Below are 13,741 nucleotides of genomic sequence, written 5' to 3' on the forward strand. Positions count from 1 at the left end.
CTTTGATGCAATGGATTGTTATCCTGCATGTGCAATTGACTCAACGGTCTGGATTGAGGTCTCGATTCGATGGCCGAATTGGTGCGGCAGCCGTTTCTTTGGATCGCCATTGGTTTTCACCCGGAAGCTTAACCATACATCTTACGCTACCAAAGAAGTCACGAAATGAAAGCCTATAGCCGCGTTCATCAATAATGTAATTTCGCCAATTACCTCCTGCTCCATCGAGCGTAACATTGCTCTGCGATTCGAGATGAGTTCTGTATTCGATTAATCCGAGTGTTTCGAATATTTCGTCATCTTTCATCGATAGCGTTAGCTTTTCAAAGTTAGGCCCGAGTTGTTCGAGCACACTACTTGGCAGGACGCCAACTGGATTGTCGCTATTCACTGTGGATTGTTGAGAAGTAAGTTTGTTAACAAGAACTTCTAGTGCCTTGACACGCTGTTCCAACTCAAGAACCCTCGCCTCGAGAGACTTCGTCTGCACGTCCTGTGCATTCAATGTGCTAGATTGGCAGTAGACAAAAAGCAAAATTAGGACTGAGGGAAAAATTTTCATTCTGATTCTCCAGATTGGATAACTACCGGCTGATGCAACGCCATGTTGTCATGCACAGCAAAGCAAAAGGCGCGGCCTTGCAACGCAATACATTCAATTTAGACACATCGTCTAAACTAGTCAATAGGCTTATCGAAAAACTATTGTACACCATTTTGATTGCACAATTTAGACAGATTGCCTATAAAGTAGAGGTAACGGTAGAGTCTAGCTCGCAAACCATAACCACCCCTCAGCTCTTTTTTGTGCGATGACATCCATGAAACCTTCCACGGCCCTCTTTGCTTTTGTTCTTGTGTGTTTGGGTTGGCCAATCGCCATTGCGAATGCACAGGATGGAGAAGGTGGAGGTGATCCACAACGGGGGCAGCACTCCTTGCAGATCGAATTGCAGGAAACATTATCCGATGAAATCGGCGAAACAAAGCAATTGAGCAAACAGGTTGAGGAGGCAGTCGACAATTTCGATCTCTATGCAGCGAGGGATTCCGAAAACAAGCTGGTTTCGCGACCCGTGTTTCGTTGGCGAAATGCTGCACGCGGTCAGGATGGAGAAGCCATGTTAGCCATTTGGCTGAACAATGGTTACCCATTGGCGATGGCAAGCATATTTCCATGGGAGAAAACGATCCAACATGAATTCGATTTGCTTGCAGGGACACCAGGGTTGATTGCCAAGTCCGGTGAAAGGGTTATCTGGGCACCCGAGTCAGCTGCCGTAAAGTTTAAGATTGTCCCGGAAGCCGAGTCGCCAGCAGCGAGTCCAGCGGTAAGACTGAGACAAATGAAGGCTATTGCAGTACGATTCGAGGGGAAGCTCACTGGCTGGAATCCTGGGGATACCGACAACGAGTTTCTTCGCCTGTTGCCTCGTCCACTCTACCGTTATGAAATCACTGAACGAACTGAATCGAAAGCTTTGCCGGTAGACGGTGCTCTTTTCGCGTTCGCTGCTGGAACAGATCCTGAGATCGTTCTAATGCTGGAGGCGGTAGAGAATGATGGGCATATGATCTGGGAGTACGCGTGTGTTCGCGCAACTTCAGGTGGCCTAGAAATGCGATTGGATGGAAGTCTTGTTTGGACAGCAGCCAAAGATCCGGAAAATACGAGACCTGAACTCCCGCACTTTACAGCCCGTTCGCGGTTGCGTTAGAGACGTACCTTGTTCAGATTTCGGTTTTTGATCTCTATGAACAAATAAATTAGTAGTGGAAGTTGTTAAAATTCCAGATTTTTTGAATGTTGTTTAGCCGGTTGACGGGGGGATCTTTAACAAGATCCACTACCAGTTTTGGGATCTTTATCAAGATCCACTACCCAGATTGGTTCCTTTCGGGACGAAAGCAGCTGGGGCGATTTTGCTTAGCTGTGCCGCTTAATTATTTCTTGATGCTGGCGGCTGCGTTCACGATGGCCAAGAACGAATCGGCTTTGAGGGAAGCACCCCCGACGAGTGCGCCGTCGATGTTGGGTTGGCTGAGCAATTCGTAAGCATTGTCCGCTTTGACACTGCCGCCATATTGAATGATCACTTGGTCGGCCACCGGCTCGCCGAACAATTCGACTAGCAAGCTACGAATGTCGGCATGGACTTCCTCGGCTTGTGCTGGCGTGGCGGTCTTGCCAGTTCCAATCGCCCAAACTGGTTCATAAGCGAGCACGGTTCGAGCCATTTCTTTCCCAGTCAATCCAGCCAAAGAGCCTCGGCACTGCGTGCGAACAACCGTCTGAGTTTGATTCGCCTCGCGTTGTTCTAGCGTTTCGCCAACACACACGATCGGTGTAAGTCCGGCGGCCAATACCGCTTTGACTTTTTGATTTACCAAGTCATCCGTCTCGTGAAAGATGGCTCGACGTTCGCTGTGCCCGAGAATCACGTAGGTGCACGATAGATCCTTGAGCATGGCACAACTGACCTCACCCGTATAAGCGCCCTCGGCGGCGAAGTAGGCGTTTTGACCACCGAGCCGGATCGTGCTGCCGCGAAGGGCTGCTCCTACGTCGTGGATATAAACGCTGGGGGGGCAAACCGCGACAATAACTTGCGTTGATGGCGAGAGTTGGTCGGTCAGTTGGTGGGCGAGGGCGACGGAGCTATCTCGGAGAAGATTCATCTTCCAATTGCCAGCAATCAAGTAATTACGCACGAAACACCATCGGAGGAACGAGGATCTGGAGGGCGGCTGCCCAAAAGATTCCAGAATTTGCCTAAATTGTCAACGCCACCGAGATTGACCTAGATTTCGCTCCCCGCCATTTGCTACGGTCCACTTTAAAGAACCTTACTCAATTCTGGGGATTTTCTGATGCGAAAAATAGCTGTCATCAACCAAAAAGGTGGCGTTGGCAAGACCACCACGGCCGTTAACTTGGCAGCAGCCCTGGCTCAGTGCGGAAAAAGGGTTTGCGTTATCGACTTGGATCCCCAGGCTCACGCGTCGTTACACCTCGGGGTGACGGTCGGCGAGGGGGAGACTAGCGTTTACGATATTCTTTGCGGAGACGCTCTGCTCTGCCATGCCCGACGGTACTTGACGCCAGAATTGGCAATTGTTCCTGCCAACTTGGATTTGGCGGCAGCAGAAATGGAGCTGGCTGGCGAGGTGGGACGGGAAGTCATACTAAAGGACAAGATGGATATCGATTCCGAGGATTTCGATTTTCTCATCATCGATTGCCCCCCGTCGCTCGGCGTATTGACCTTGAACGCATTGACGGCGGTGGACGAAGTCTTCCTGCCACTGCAACCGCACTTCTTGGCTCTTCACGGGTTGAGCAAGCTTTTAAGAACCATTGAAATTGTGGCAAAGCGACTGAACCCCACGTTGCACCTAGGTGGTATCGTGCTGTGCATGTATGAATCAAGTACGCGATTAGCTCAAGAAGTCAGTCGCGATGTCGAAGAGTTTTTGAATCGCAATGCCTCCACGAGTCCCGTTTGGGCTTCGGCTCAATTCTTCCAAACTAAGGTACGTCGCAACATTCGTTTGGCGGAAGCTCCTAGTTTCGGACAATCGATTTTTGAATACGCGTCCAATAGCCACGGTGCGGAAGACTACCTTTCGCTGGCTTACGAGGTGTTAGCAACGGAAACCTCCTCCGAGGAGCCTTGCGAAGCAAGTCATCAAAACAGCAAGCACTTGGATGGAGTAGCCACGTGAGTCAGGACGTTGATGCGGAAAGAGTGCCCAGACAAGGATCCTGCCGAGGGAGAAGGGGAATGGAATCGACCTATCGCTTTTCTAAAAGACAAAGATTTCTGTCGCTCATTCTGCTAGGTAGCGTAGTGGCTGGCTGTCAGCAACTAGGCCTAAGACGCGGCGGCGGCTACGTGGAAGAAGACGAATGGGGTGTCACACCGGGACAAATGTCTCAGGTTCCGCGGCCTTACATGGAAGCCAAACGGAGCAAACAAAGGGGGGCCGATACTGCGGTTCGGACAGGGCTCAGCGATTCTGGCTCCGCTGAATCCTCTGCTTCAACACCAGTCGCTCCCACACCGAATACCACAACCCCGCCAACAACCAATAACGTCGCTGCAAAACCGCAGACGAGTCCGGCGGCTGACGATGGACAAGCTGGACAAGCTCTTAGGAGCAATAACGGCCAGATAGCTGATACAGGCGTAGAAGACATCGACTTGGATGCTGCGTTAGATGGTTTGCCTCCGCAGTATCAAGAGATTCTTAAGCGGCAACTGGCCGCATCCAAGAAGATCGGTTTGCCAGCTACAGAATCGTCTGCGGAGTCTTCGGTCGCACAATCGAGCCTGAACGATACTGGCAGCAGTGTTGCATCCAGCAACAAGGTTAGCATGCGATTCAGCGACGATGATGAAGATACCACGTCTAGCAGTCCTGCTTCCTCAACCGGCAACTCAGTCGTCGCAGCGAGTGCTAATGACAATCAGGCAGCGTCGGAAAATGTGCAGCAGGCACAGGCCACCAGTGCTCAAAGCGGCGATGTCGTTGCCGCGTCGGCTACCAGTTCTTCATCACCAGCTTCGGCCCCTTCGTTGCCGACCTCGGATGCGACCCCAGCAGGTCTGCCGGTGGCAGCGAACATGGCGGCGGTCCCTGCTCACAGTCCTACGTCCAACTCGCAGCTCGGTTGGTATCAATCGGTGGCACAAGCCATCCAGTCCCTCGAGAAGCAAATGGGGGATTTGCCACCTGCTGACGAAAATCTACGGCTGCACCAAGAGCTCACGATCCGTATGCTCTATACAGCGATTCGCAAACCGGATGAGGCGATGCAGCCCATCTCCGGCTTGAGCGACGACGAAAACGAATACTATCGCAATCAAATGCTGGCTCTGATCGAAGCAAGCAACCCGGATGCAATGCCAGTTCGCTCGCGGCATTTGAGTTTGGTCATGGATAGCCAGCGAAAAGCGACTGGTTTCTTGGCGGCGGCAAGCAATCTCGAGGTCCGCAATATTGCTTTTTGTACCGATGTCGAGCGTTATGGTGTGGTCACGAAATTTCCACGCTATCAGTTCAAGCCGGATGAAGAGGTTTTACTCTACTGCGAGGTGGAGAACGTATCAGCGTTTCCGGTCAAAGATGGCTTCGAGTCGCAATTGCAGGGTAGCTATGAGATCCTGGATAGCAATGGCAACCGAATCGTGGAGCAGACCCTCCCCATGGAGCCTGACATCTGCCAGAACGTTCGGAGAGATTACTACATGGTGTACCGAATCTTTATGCCGCAGCAAATTTCACCAGGAAATTACAAACTGCGGTTGACCATCGAGGATCTCAAGGCACGAAAGTACGGCCAGTCTACTTTGGACTTGCAAATCAAGAAGTAAAGTGTGACAACAGCGGGTTGCTGGTGACCGATCGAATCGGACTGAGCCGGCTGTTTTTACTCACTTGCATAGACTTCATGGCCATTACACAAGATTACGCAGCCGTCGGCTGGCTTCAGGCATTTCTCGGTGCCAACGATCCTCTTCTCCAAAAGACCCGGTTGGACACCAAAAAGCTCGTCGACTGCATCGAGGTGATATGCAGCCTAACGACGATTCGTGAAAAGAGAGACCAAATCGAGTCCTCGCTAGCAAGTTTGTGGGATTATTGCCACAACCATCAGATGACTTGGGCTCTCGAACAAGTGCCCAGTCTTCAGAGCGAATGGATTCTGCCGTCAAACGACGATTTTACTATCAGCCGAACCAGCCCGGTGAAACTGGATTCGCCGCAGGAGCTCGGAGCTGCATTGGGAATCTACGACTGGTCGACTCCTGTCACCATGAGGATCCGAAGCGCTGAGTTTACCACTTGGCAGCGTCGTGTGGCGCGAGTTGGAAGCGGGGCACCGGTAGGCTTCACCATGGCCACCTCAAAGACCGACACCATGGACCTCAACTGCATTGCAAGCTGGAAGGCCAATGATTGGGTCGATGGCAGTTGGACCTTTCAGATCGAAAACCAGCCCAATATGTCTGCTTTGGTTGAAGAGCCGATTTCGGTGACACGCCCCGATCTGAGCGTCGGTTTGAGCCCGATATTAAACGCTATCGATTGGGCCGACAGAACTTTGCGAGTTACCAAAAATGATAAGCCCGCTGCTGTTACGACGATTCCCATTTGGTTACCGCTAGGAGATCGATTGGTTCCCATTCACGAATCGGTCTACGGTGGCAAGAATGATTTGAGCGTTACACAAGTCTTCTCGAACGTTTGGGATTCCGTTTGGCCAGTCATCTACTGTCGTCGCCGCAAACTAGGGCGAGGGCACTGTGAGCTCAAGCATATTAAGGACAAAGTGGATCAATCCCTTTCCACCGAGCCGCGATTGTTTACCTGGATGGTAGTCTTCTCGGAGATGCTTTCGCAGATCTACACATCGGACGGCCTTGGGATTTGTGCCAAGTATGCGTAGTTAGTTTTTTGGCGAAGCACATCGTTTCGAGTAGACGTTTGCAAATCGTTCTAATCGTGACTGCCGTTTGTTCGATGCCCTAGGGCGATCTGTTCCCCCTAACTGCGAAGCAGTACATCACCATAGCCCGGGTCGCGGAGCGCACCCTGGGGTAAACGGGCACCCGTACCCAATGCCTTGTGTGTTCACTGAGATTCTGAGTTTGGCAATACGTTAGAGATCTGATTGCGTAAGTGATGACGTTGGTATAGGTACAGGAAGGAAGACAACTGCGCGATCGACGAGATTTTGAGTTTTTGGAGGATATTTGAACGATGGACGTCCACTGTTCTAGTGCTGATGCCCAGTTGCTTCGCGATCTGTTTTGTTACCATTCCCTGTGAGACACATTCCAGAATTTGCAACTCGCGTGCGGAAAGTGTCTTGATTCGATCTATAATTCTCTTCTCTTCAAGCTGTTCGTGATACAACTCTTGAGCTTTCTCTTTAGCACGATTGACTGCATTTAATAGTGTTTCACGTGTGAACGGCTTTTCGAGAAAATCAATTACACCCATCTTCATCGACTCAACCACAGTCGATACATCACCGTGTGCACTGATCATGATGACCGCACAAGTTTGCTGTTTCTTGAATAGCTCTCTGCAGAACTGCAAACCAGTCAAACCAGGCATCAAAAGATCAACGATTATGCAGCATGGGTCATCGAACTTCATCGATTCGAGACACTCTTTTGCTTGTTCAAAGACCGTAACCTGGTATCCAAAAGACGTAAGTATCCATTCGATCGACTCCCTCATATCAATGTCATCATCGATCACGAAAACAGGTAACTTATCGACATCAATACTGCTCATGGAGTCCCCCCTCTTTAGCAACTGGCAAGGTGATTCGAAATGTTGTTCCACAGTTAGGCTGCAACTGGCAAGTTATGTCGCCACCATGGGCTCGAACGATCGACCGACTCACCTTCAAACCCATCCCCATTCCATTCGATTTCGTGGTAAAGAATGGTTCGTACAACCTATCTAGAACGTCCTTTGAGATCCCCTGACCAAAATCCTGAATCGTGATCTCAATTTCATATCTGTTGTTTAAGGTTGAAGCGACTAGTATGCGTCGAAATTCTAAGTTGCTATCTTGAATTGCCTCAATTGCATTACGAATTAGGTTAAGAAGCACTTGCTGGATTTGTACAGGGTCTCCCATCATTGGAAGCGGATTAGGAGAGACTTGCATATCGCAGCGCACTCTTGCGAATTTAAATTCGTGCTGGGTGAGTGCTAGTACTGCTTGGAAACAATCCCTTACATCAAATCGAATTAAAGTTTTTGTAGTTCTTGTGACAAACGTACGCAATCCAAGAATAATCTGCCCACATCGCTTCGCAAGAGTCATTATCGATTCCAGCTTCTCCTTGAGGATTTCAGGGGGTAGCGAATTCTGATTGTGTTTTTCAAGGCAGCCTCCTGAATAAAGAGCGATCGCTGTTAAAGGTTGATTAAGTTCGTGGGCAATTCCGGCTGCCATTTCCCCCATTGTCGCTACGCGTGAAGCGTGCGCTAATTGGCAACGTAACTCTTCAAGCTGAAGTTCGGCTTGCTCAAGCACCGTTATGTCTGTGTGCACCAAAATAATACGTTCGCTACCTTGATCTCCATAGCCCCGTCCCCGGCATAAAAACCATCTTGTGCTACCGTCTGAGACACACTCGTACTTAACCATAAATTCAGCACACTCTCCGGAGATCACTTGGCGAATTCCCCTAGCAATGTCTCGAGCTTCTGTTGCACTAAGCCCCTCAGCATGTTCGCAGGCTAATAGATAATTCGCCCCTTCCGCGACCTGTCGCCATGTAAGATTTGCCGTGATTGCGAAATCCTTCCAAGCTTGATTTGTTAAATTGATCACTCCGTCTTTATTTAGGACTGCGATTTGAGCAGGAACTGCGTCTAGAGCATGTCTCAATGACCGCTTATTCTGCCAGAGAAGTGTCTCCATGTTCTTACGATCGGTTATATCACTCGCAAACCCAATGACTTCATAAATCTCACCCTTTGCGTTGCGCAATGGTTCGAACGATACATCGATAATGATTAATTCGTCTCCTTTCGCGCGTACGGGTACCTCATATCGAACTTTATCTCCTGCGGCAGCTCGTCGAATCGCAGCGCGGAGTTGATCTTGTACTTCAGTGGAATAGGACCACCAGTGTGTTTCCCAAAATGGTTTTCCAATAACTTGTTCACGCGACAATCCTGCAATTTCAAGTGGAGCTCTATTCGCCTCAAGCAAAATTGCTTCGAGCGATAATACTCCTACGAATCCGTATATGGAATCTAAGATATTCCGAAGTCGGCTATGCGAGGCCTGCAACGCTTGCTCGGAAAGCGTCATTTTGGTGACATCTTGAATTGTACCGAAGGATCGAACCGGATGGGTGTGACCGGCTCATCGTTGCTTAGTCGGTAGTGAGTCGCGATTTGCTAGCACAAGATATTGTGGCATCATTTCCGGCGACAACCAATTGGTTTCGTTTTCAGTATTGAGAGAGATAATAAGGGTAACGGCGAGCTTTTTCGTCGGTTCTCAATCACGGAGTCAAATCATGAACGAATCGTTGGATTTCCAGAATGTAGATTGTATTGTCGCACAGCTTAAAGAGCTGGCTAACACAGCTTTTCGTACGGGGCAAGCGATCGACCAAACGGAGCTTGATTTACACAAGCGACTAATGGCTCTCGGACATGCATTGATTGGAACAATCATCGAGCAAGCAGGCCAGGGAGATGTTGGACCTACCATCGAGAAGAAAGGGCGAGTCTATAATCGAATGCCCAAACGGACTCGGAGGTATCGCTCCATCTTTGGCGATTTCAGAATCGAACGCTACGTCTATGGAACAACACCCGATCAAGCGATCCAAGCCATTCCTTTGGACGAGCATTTAGGGCTCCCGCAGAATGATTATTCCTTGGTCTTCGAGTCGTGGGTCGGAACTCATGCGACCGAATCTTCCTTCCATAAAGCGGTTGGGTTACTGGAACGAATCACGTCACTCCACGTCCCAGTCGACAGCGCCGAACGGATCGGAAGCCGATTGGGAAAATCAGCGGCCTTGGTACTCGATAATCCGCCATCGATCGATCGAGCTACCGAGGCAGAACTCTTGGTCCAAACCAGTGACAACAAAGGCATCCCGATGGTACGCAAGCAAACGGAAAAAACACCTGTGGGTGCTTCTGTCGAACGCATGGGCCCCAAGCCGGGGCAGAAACAAATGGCGTGCATGGCCGGAGTGTATACCGTAGATCGCGATGTTCGAACGGCTACAGAAATCATTGATGCTTTATTCCATGAGCCTGAGTCAGGCGAGACAAGTAGATCAGAAGCTAAGCCGAAGAATCCTCGGTACTTTGGGGCGTTGACCAAGCATGATTCTAACGGAAACGTGATCGGTAAGTCCGCTGAAGAGCAAGCTCAGCAATGGCTAACTGCCAATACGCTCCGACGCCACCGAGAGGGTCAAGAGATTTTGGTTATGCACGACGGGCAACCATCACTTTGGAACTTAGCGCATGAGTACCAGGAGGGATGGAACACGATTGAAATACTGGACCTGATGCATGTACTTCCGCGAATCTGGGCAGCCGCGAAGATCATCCAACCAGATTCGCAAAGCTCGTATGTTCGCGAACAGCTGCTGCTACTGCTTAAGGGAACCGAAGGTCTAATGATCATAGGAATCAAGACTGCGATGAGACGCAAGGGCATAAAAAAAGCACAACGCGAAGAGCTTGGCAAGATCGTGAAGTATTTGGAAAACAACCGCTCACGAATCAAGTACGGTGAGTATTTGGCAAAAGGCTATCCGATATGCACTGGGTATATTGAAGGAGCCTGTCGGCATGTGCCCAAGGATCGAATGGAAAAGAGTGGGATGAGATGGAAGGAAAAAGGAGCCCAGACCATGCTGAACCTTCGCTGCATCGAAGCGAGTGAGCTTTGGGATGTCTTAGCCACAACGCACCGAACGGTAAACCTCTCGATCTACGGTAAGAAACGAGTGAACTATAGCGATCAGTTCTTGGCAATGGCGTCGTAACTAACAGAACAACCGGTCACACCCGAACCGGATTACCGTCGATATTAAATTGTGTGCTACACCTCTCTTCCACCCATTTGATCCGTCCATCTTTCATCAGTAACCGATGGACCAAATGGTAATCTTGGCGAGTTGCCAAGGAATTCCAATAGGTTTCTTCAAGCAAATCACGGTCAGCGGGATGAACAACGGCTAGAAAACTCTCGAATGAGAGATCGATTTCTTTCTCGTCGAGTTCGCAAATGCGAAAAACTTCGTTCGACCAGCTTAATACTTTCGATTCACAATTCAGTTCCCAACTGCCAATTTGAGCAATTTTCTGAGACTCTTCGAATCGCCGCTCGTTGTGACACAGACTCGCGATTGCTTCCTCCAAGTGGCATAGGCAATTAGAATCATTCAAGCTGGAATTCGATTTCCCTGAACTCTTACCGTTCTTCCATTCGACAGGAGTGGACTCAAGGAAGCAAACGGCAACGACCTTGTTGGGATCTCCTGCATCTAGTCCCCCGCGAATCCTAAGGAATTGGACCATTGGTTTTGATTTGTCAAGGGTAACAATTAGGTCGATGGAGGTACCGGCTGTTCGGGTGTCGTTAATCGCGGAGATTAATCTAGACCGCTCGCTGGGCAGGAGGTATTCGATTAATCCACGTGCCCCATGCAGCAGCCCGATCAGAATCGCATCGCAGTATTCTTCCTCAGTGGTAATGTCCAACGACCAAGTACCCATTCCCGCCGCAATGAAAGCAGCGCCTGACAATCTGTTTGTCGTAGCTGTGGTGGTTGAGCTTTGGCGTTTCGGTTGATCGTGTTCCATCTCGGTTAAACTTTAAACCTCAAACTTACAGACTACGAGCTCGTATTGACTCGATTAGAGGTGGGTAGGAAGGGGAACTGAAAGGGGGGACGGGGGATGGTGTTGCCATTGATCCAAGTTTCGTGACAATTTCTCGAACACGTTCGAGTATATCCGTGCTAATTGATGTTTCGCTAGTAGGGGGAATGATTTCGATTGGATTTTTATGATTGAGACGAATGATCGGAATCTCGCTGTGCGTTCTTCGGATAGCTCGCGCGACTGTCTGGCCCTCGCAACTGGGATAATTAAAACCGAGAACAACCAATTCAAGTTTGTTTGCATGAGAACGAAACTTGCCAATCGCATCTTCACTATCCCTCGCGATCATTACGCAGTAACCTTCGGCAGTGAGAAGTTTGGCTAGCTGATGGCTCTCGGATGTTTCATCGATTGCGATCAATATGTTGATTGATTCTTGGGTATTTGAGGTGGTAGAAAGAGTCGGACTCTCGGGGGGGGGGGCGGTCATCTCTCCTTTAGATGGGTTATCTGCAACAGGAAAATACAAGTGAAAGCTTGTTCCTTTCTTTAGCTCACTATCGATTTCGATCGCTCCTGCATGGTCGCTAATGATGCCATGCACTACCGATAGGCCTAAACCGGTCCCTTTGCCAATAGGTTTGGTTGTGAAGAATGGGTCAAATACCTTTGCACAAACTTCAGGAGACATTCCACAACCTGAGTCAGATACTGAGATGCATACCGCTAGTTCACCGGTCACACGTCCCATAACATGCGCTTTGCGTTTGTCGAGCGCAGCCATCTGACTGCGGATAGATATGAATCCAGCCCCATCGATTGCATCGCGGGCATTAAGACAGAGATTTACCAGAACTTGTTGAAGTTGACTTGGGTCCGCGAGGATTGGTTGGTTTTCTTGGCTGCACTCAATGTTCAATTCGATCCTAGCATCCAAGAGGGGACGTAGAAACTTTCCTACCTGATGAACTAGATTGCGAACTTCAAGAATGGATTTTGATGTTTCTTGGTGACGGCTGAACGTGAGAATCTGGCGAGTCAAATCGCGTGCTTGTTCGCCTGCGGTACGAACTGTTTCCAGATCCCCAAAACTAGGATGCTCTGCAGGTATGTCGTCTATGACGCAGCTTGTGTAGCCAAGAATGACTTGCAATAGATTATTGAATTCATGCGCGATTCCACCAGCGAGAGTTCCGATAGCATCAAGTTTTTGCGACTGGCGTAATTGTTCTTCCTTTTCAAGGAATTCTTTGGTGCGCAGATCTCGATTGATAGCGATTCCGGCCAAATGGGCGGCGGTTGCTACAAATTCTAATTCCGCTTCTGTCGGTTGGTGTGGTTTGTCGTGGTAAACAACAAAACTTCCCAGAACGACTCCTCTGGCATCGCGGATCGGTTCTGACCAACAGGCACCGAGATGATGCTGCAGTGCCAGCTCCCTCAATGTGGTCCATTCTGGGGCTGTGTCAATCTCGCAGGTAATCACTCGTTCATTGCTATGAACGGAAAGACTGCGGGGGCCGCATTTTATGTCAGACAATTTATCGATCGTATCGGAGATACATCTTGGGAGTCGCGGTGCCAGCATAGTGTAGAATCTTTGTTGGTTCGAATCCAACCGCATAACCGAACATCGGACACCAGGAGTCCAGTCCTCGATGCTCTTAACCAATTCCATCAGGACTTCAGAAGTCGGTTGCCCTGTCGCGATCTGCTCCAGCAACTGTCTACTCTTCTTGCAAATTGTACTGTAAAAGCGTATTTCGGTCACGTCGCGAATTGCGGCCACAATTAAGGATCTTTGTGCAGACTTGAAGGGGCGTAGACGAATTTCCAGACATATTTCACGACCATCTTTTCTAAGGCCTACGACCTCGCGGCAGTTTCCCATGAGCCGCAATTGAGGGTCAGTTGCATATGCAATTCTGTGTTCGATATGACAATCACGCGATCTATCGGGAATAAGCACTTCAATTGACTTACCAATCAACATCTGCTCGCTATAGTCAAACATCCGGCAAAGCTGATCGTTCGCGAGAACAATACGTCCACCCTCGTCACAGATCACTATAGCGTCAGGAGACGCTAAAAATAGTTCTGCAAGATCGATGTCGTCGTAGAGAGTCGAGGCACTTTTTGATTCAGTCGTGGCGGAGGTTACTAGCTGTTCTTCAATCATGCCTTGCTGCATAGCGAGCCTCACTCTAGTTCGAACCTTTAGGACATGCGCGTTGGGATGAGTGTATCTACATTGCGATTCGTAAACAATCAACGTCATTGAGTTTGAATCTGTTCCATTTCCACACAAAAACGTTGGTGTCGATCGACGTCTAAAGGAACT

11 protein-coding genes are annotated in these 13,741 nt (G+C 49.4%); 5 read left to right on the top strand and 6 right to left on the bottom strand.

The window, feature by feature from the left end; genetic code table 11:
- Nucleotides 1-40: 40 nt before the first annotated feature.
- A complete protein-coding gene (locus SH449x_RS24600; RefSeq protein WP_482378724.1) occupies nt 41-562 on the bottom strand; it encodes a hypothetical protein in 522 nt (173 codons plus the stop codon).
- A 259-nt stretch (nt 563-821) separates the two neighbouring features.
- Here SH449x_RS24600 and SH449x_RS24605 point away from each other — a divergent pair, with 259 nt between their 5' ends.
- Entirely contained in the window at nt 822-1,718 is an 897-nt protein-coding gene (locus SH449x_RS24605) for a hypothetical protein (protein WP_482378725.1), read from the top strand.
- A 226-nt stretch (nt 1,719-1,944) separates the two neighbouring features.
- Here SH449x_RS24605 and tpiA read toward each other — a convergent pair whose 3' ends face one another.
- Complete coding sequence (gene tpiA / locus SH449x_RS24610; protein WP_482378726.1) at nt 1,945-2,712, bottom strand: triose-phosphate isomerase; 768 nt, start codon at nt 2,710-2,712, stop codon at nt 1,945-1,947.
- A 159-nt stretch (nt 2,713-2,871) separates the two neighbouring features.
- Here tpiA and SH449x_RS24615 point away from each other — a divergent pair, with 159 nt between their 5' ends.
- The 3 genes from SH449x_RS24615 to SH449x_RS24625 all read left to right on the top strand — a co-directional run bounded on the left by SH449x_RS24615 (nt 2,872) and on the right by SH449x_RS24625 (nt 6,454).
- Nucleotides 2,872-3,726 carry a ParA family protein gene (locus SH449x_RS24615; protein ID WP_482378727.1) on the top strand — a complete coding sequence of 285 codons (855 nt, stop codon included), beginning with the start codon at nt 2,872-2,874 and terminating at the stop codon, nt 3,724-3,726.
- Nucleotides 3,727-3,785: 59 nt separating this feature from the next.
- Nucleotides 3,786-5,378 (top strand): hypothetical protein, encoded by a 1,593-nt coding sequence (locus tag SH449x_RS24620; RefSeq protein WP_482378728.1) that lies wholly within the window; start codon nt 3,786-3,788, stop codon nt 5,376-5,378.
- Nucleotides 5,379-5,455: 77 nt separating this feature from the next.
- Nucleotides 5,456-6,454: a hypothetical protein gene (locus SH449x_RS24625; protein ID WP_482378729.1), complete on the top strand. Its 999-nt coding sequence runs from the start codon at nt 5,456-5,458 to the stop codon at nt 6,452-6,454.
- Nucleotides 6,455-6,639: 185 nt separating this feature from the next.
- On the opposite strand, the gene SH449x_RS24630 is transcribed toward SH449x_RS24625, so the two are convergent.
- The gene (locus tag SH449x_RS24630) at nt 6,640-7,311 is read right to left on the bottom strand and encodes a response regulator transcription factor (RefSeq protein WP_482378730.1); all 672 of its coding nucleotides are present in this window, start codon (nt 7,309-7,311) and stop codon (nt 6,640-6,642) included.
- A complete protein-coding gene (locus tag SH449x_RS24635; RefSeq protein ID WP_482378731.1) occupies nt 7,298-8,851 on the bottom strand; it encodes a PAS domain-containing sensor histidine kinase in 1,554 nt (517 codons plus the stop codon). The genes SH449x_RS24630 and SH449x_RS24635 overlap by 14 nt, the downstream gene beginning before the upstream one ends.
- A 211-nt stretch (nt 8,852-9,062) precedes the next feature.
- Between SH449x_RS24635 and SH449x_RS24640 the strand changes: the two genes are divergently transcribed.
- Nucleotides 9,063-10,559, top strand: coding sequence for an ISKra4 family transposase (locus SH449x_RS24640; RefSeq protein WP_482376812.1), 1,497 nt, complete (start codon nt 9,063-9,065; stop codon nt 10,557-10,559).
- A 16-nt stretch (nt 10,560-10,575) separates the two neighbouring features.
- Here SH449x_RS24640 and SH449x_RS24645 read toward each other — a convergent pair whose 3' ends face one another.
- Nucleotides 10,576-11,379, bottom strand: coding sequence for a PAS domain-containing protein (locus tag SH449x_RS24645; protein ID WP_482378732.1), 804 nt, complete (start codon nt 11,377-11,379; stop codon nt 10,576-10,578).
- A gap of 25 nt (nt 11,380-11,404) precedes the next feature.
- The gene (locus tag SH449x_RS24650) at nt 11,405-13,678 is read right to left on the bottom strand and encodes an ATP-binding protein (RefSeq protein WP_482378733.1); all 2,274 of its coding nucleotides are present in this window, start codon (nt 13,676-13,678) and stop codon (nt 11,405-11,407) included.
- Nucleotides 13,679-13,741: the final 63 nt, after the last annotated feature.

The sequence above is a fragment of the Brakhagea baltica genome (genome assembly GCF_052161605.1).
Taxonomy (GTDB): Bacteria; Planctomycetota; Planctomycetia; order Pirellulales; family Pirellulaceae; genus JBKCUI01.

What these genes read in the sequence shown, in the direction of transcription:
- SH449x_RS24645 (WP_482378732.1), bottom strand. Translation starts at nt 11,379, where the DNA reads ATGGAACACGATCAACCGAAACGCCAAAGCTCAACCACCACAGCTACG.
- SH449x_RS24600 (WP_482378724.1), bottom strand. Translation starts at nt 562, where the DNA reads ATGAAAATTTTTCCCTCAGTCCTAATTTTGCTTTTTGTCTACTGCCAA.
- SH449x_RS24640 (WP_482376812.1), top strand. Translation starts at nt 9,063, where the DNA reads ATGAACGAATCGTTGGATTTCCAGAATGTAGATTGTATTGTCGCACAG.
- SH449x_RS24625 (WP_482378729.1), top strand. Translation starts at nt 5,456, where the DNA reads ATGGCCATTACACAAGATTACGCAGCCGTCGGCTGGCTTCAGGCATTT.
- SH449x_RS24605 (WP_482378725.1), top strand. Translation starts at nt 822, where the DNA reads ATGAAACCTTCCACGGCCCTCTTTGCTTTTGTTCTTGTGTGTTTGGGT.
- SH449x_RS24620 (WP_482378728.1), top strand. Translation starts at nt 3,786, where the DNA reads ATGGAATCGACCTATCGCTTTTCTAAAAGACAAAGATTTCTGTCGCTC.
- SH449x_RS24650 (WP_482378733.1), bottom strand. Translation starts at nt 13,678, where the DNA reads ATGACGTTGATTGTTTACGAATCGCAATGTAGATACACTCATCCCAAC.
- SH449x_RS24615 (WP_482378727.1), top strand. Translation starts at nt 2,872, where the DNA reads ATGCGAAAAATAGCTGTCATCAACCAAAAAGGTGGCGTTGGCAAGACC.
- SH449x_RS24635 (WP_482378731.1), bottom strand. Translation starts at nt 8,851, where the DNA reads ATGACGCTTTCCGAGCAAGCGTTGCAGGCCTCGCATAGCCGACTTCGG.
- SH449x_RS24630 (WP_482378730.1), bottom strand. Translation starts at nt 7,311, where the DNA reads ATGAGCAGTATTGATGTCGATAAGTTACCTGTTTTCGTGATCGATGAT.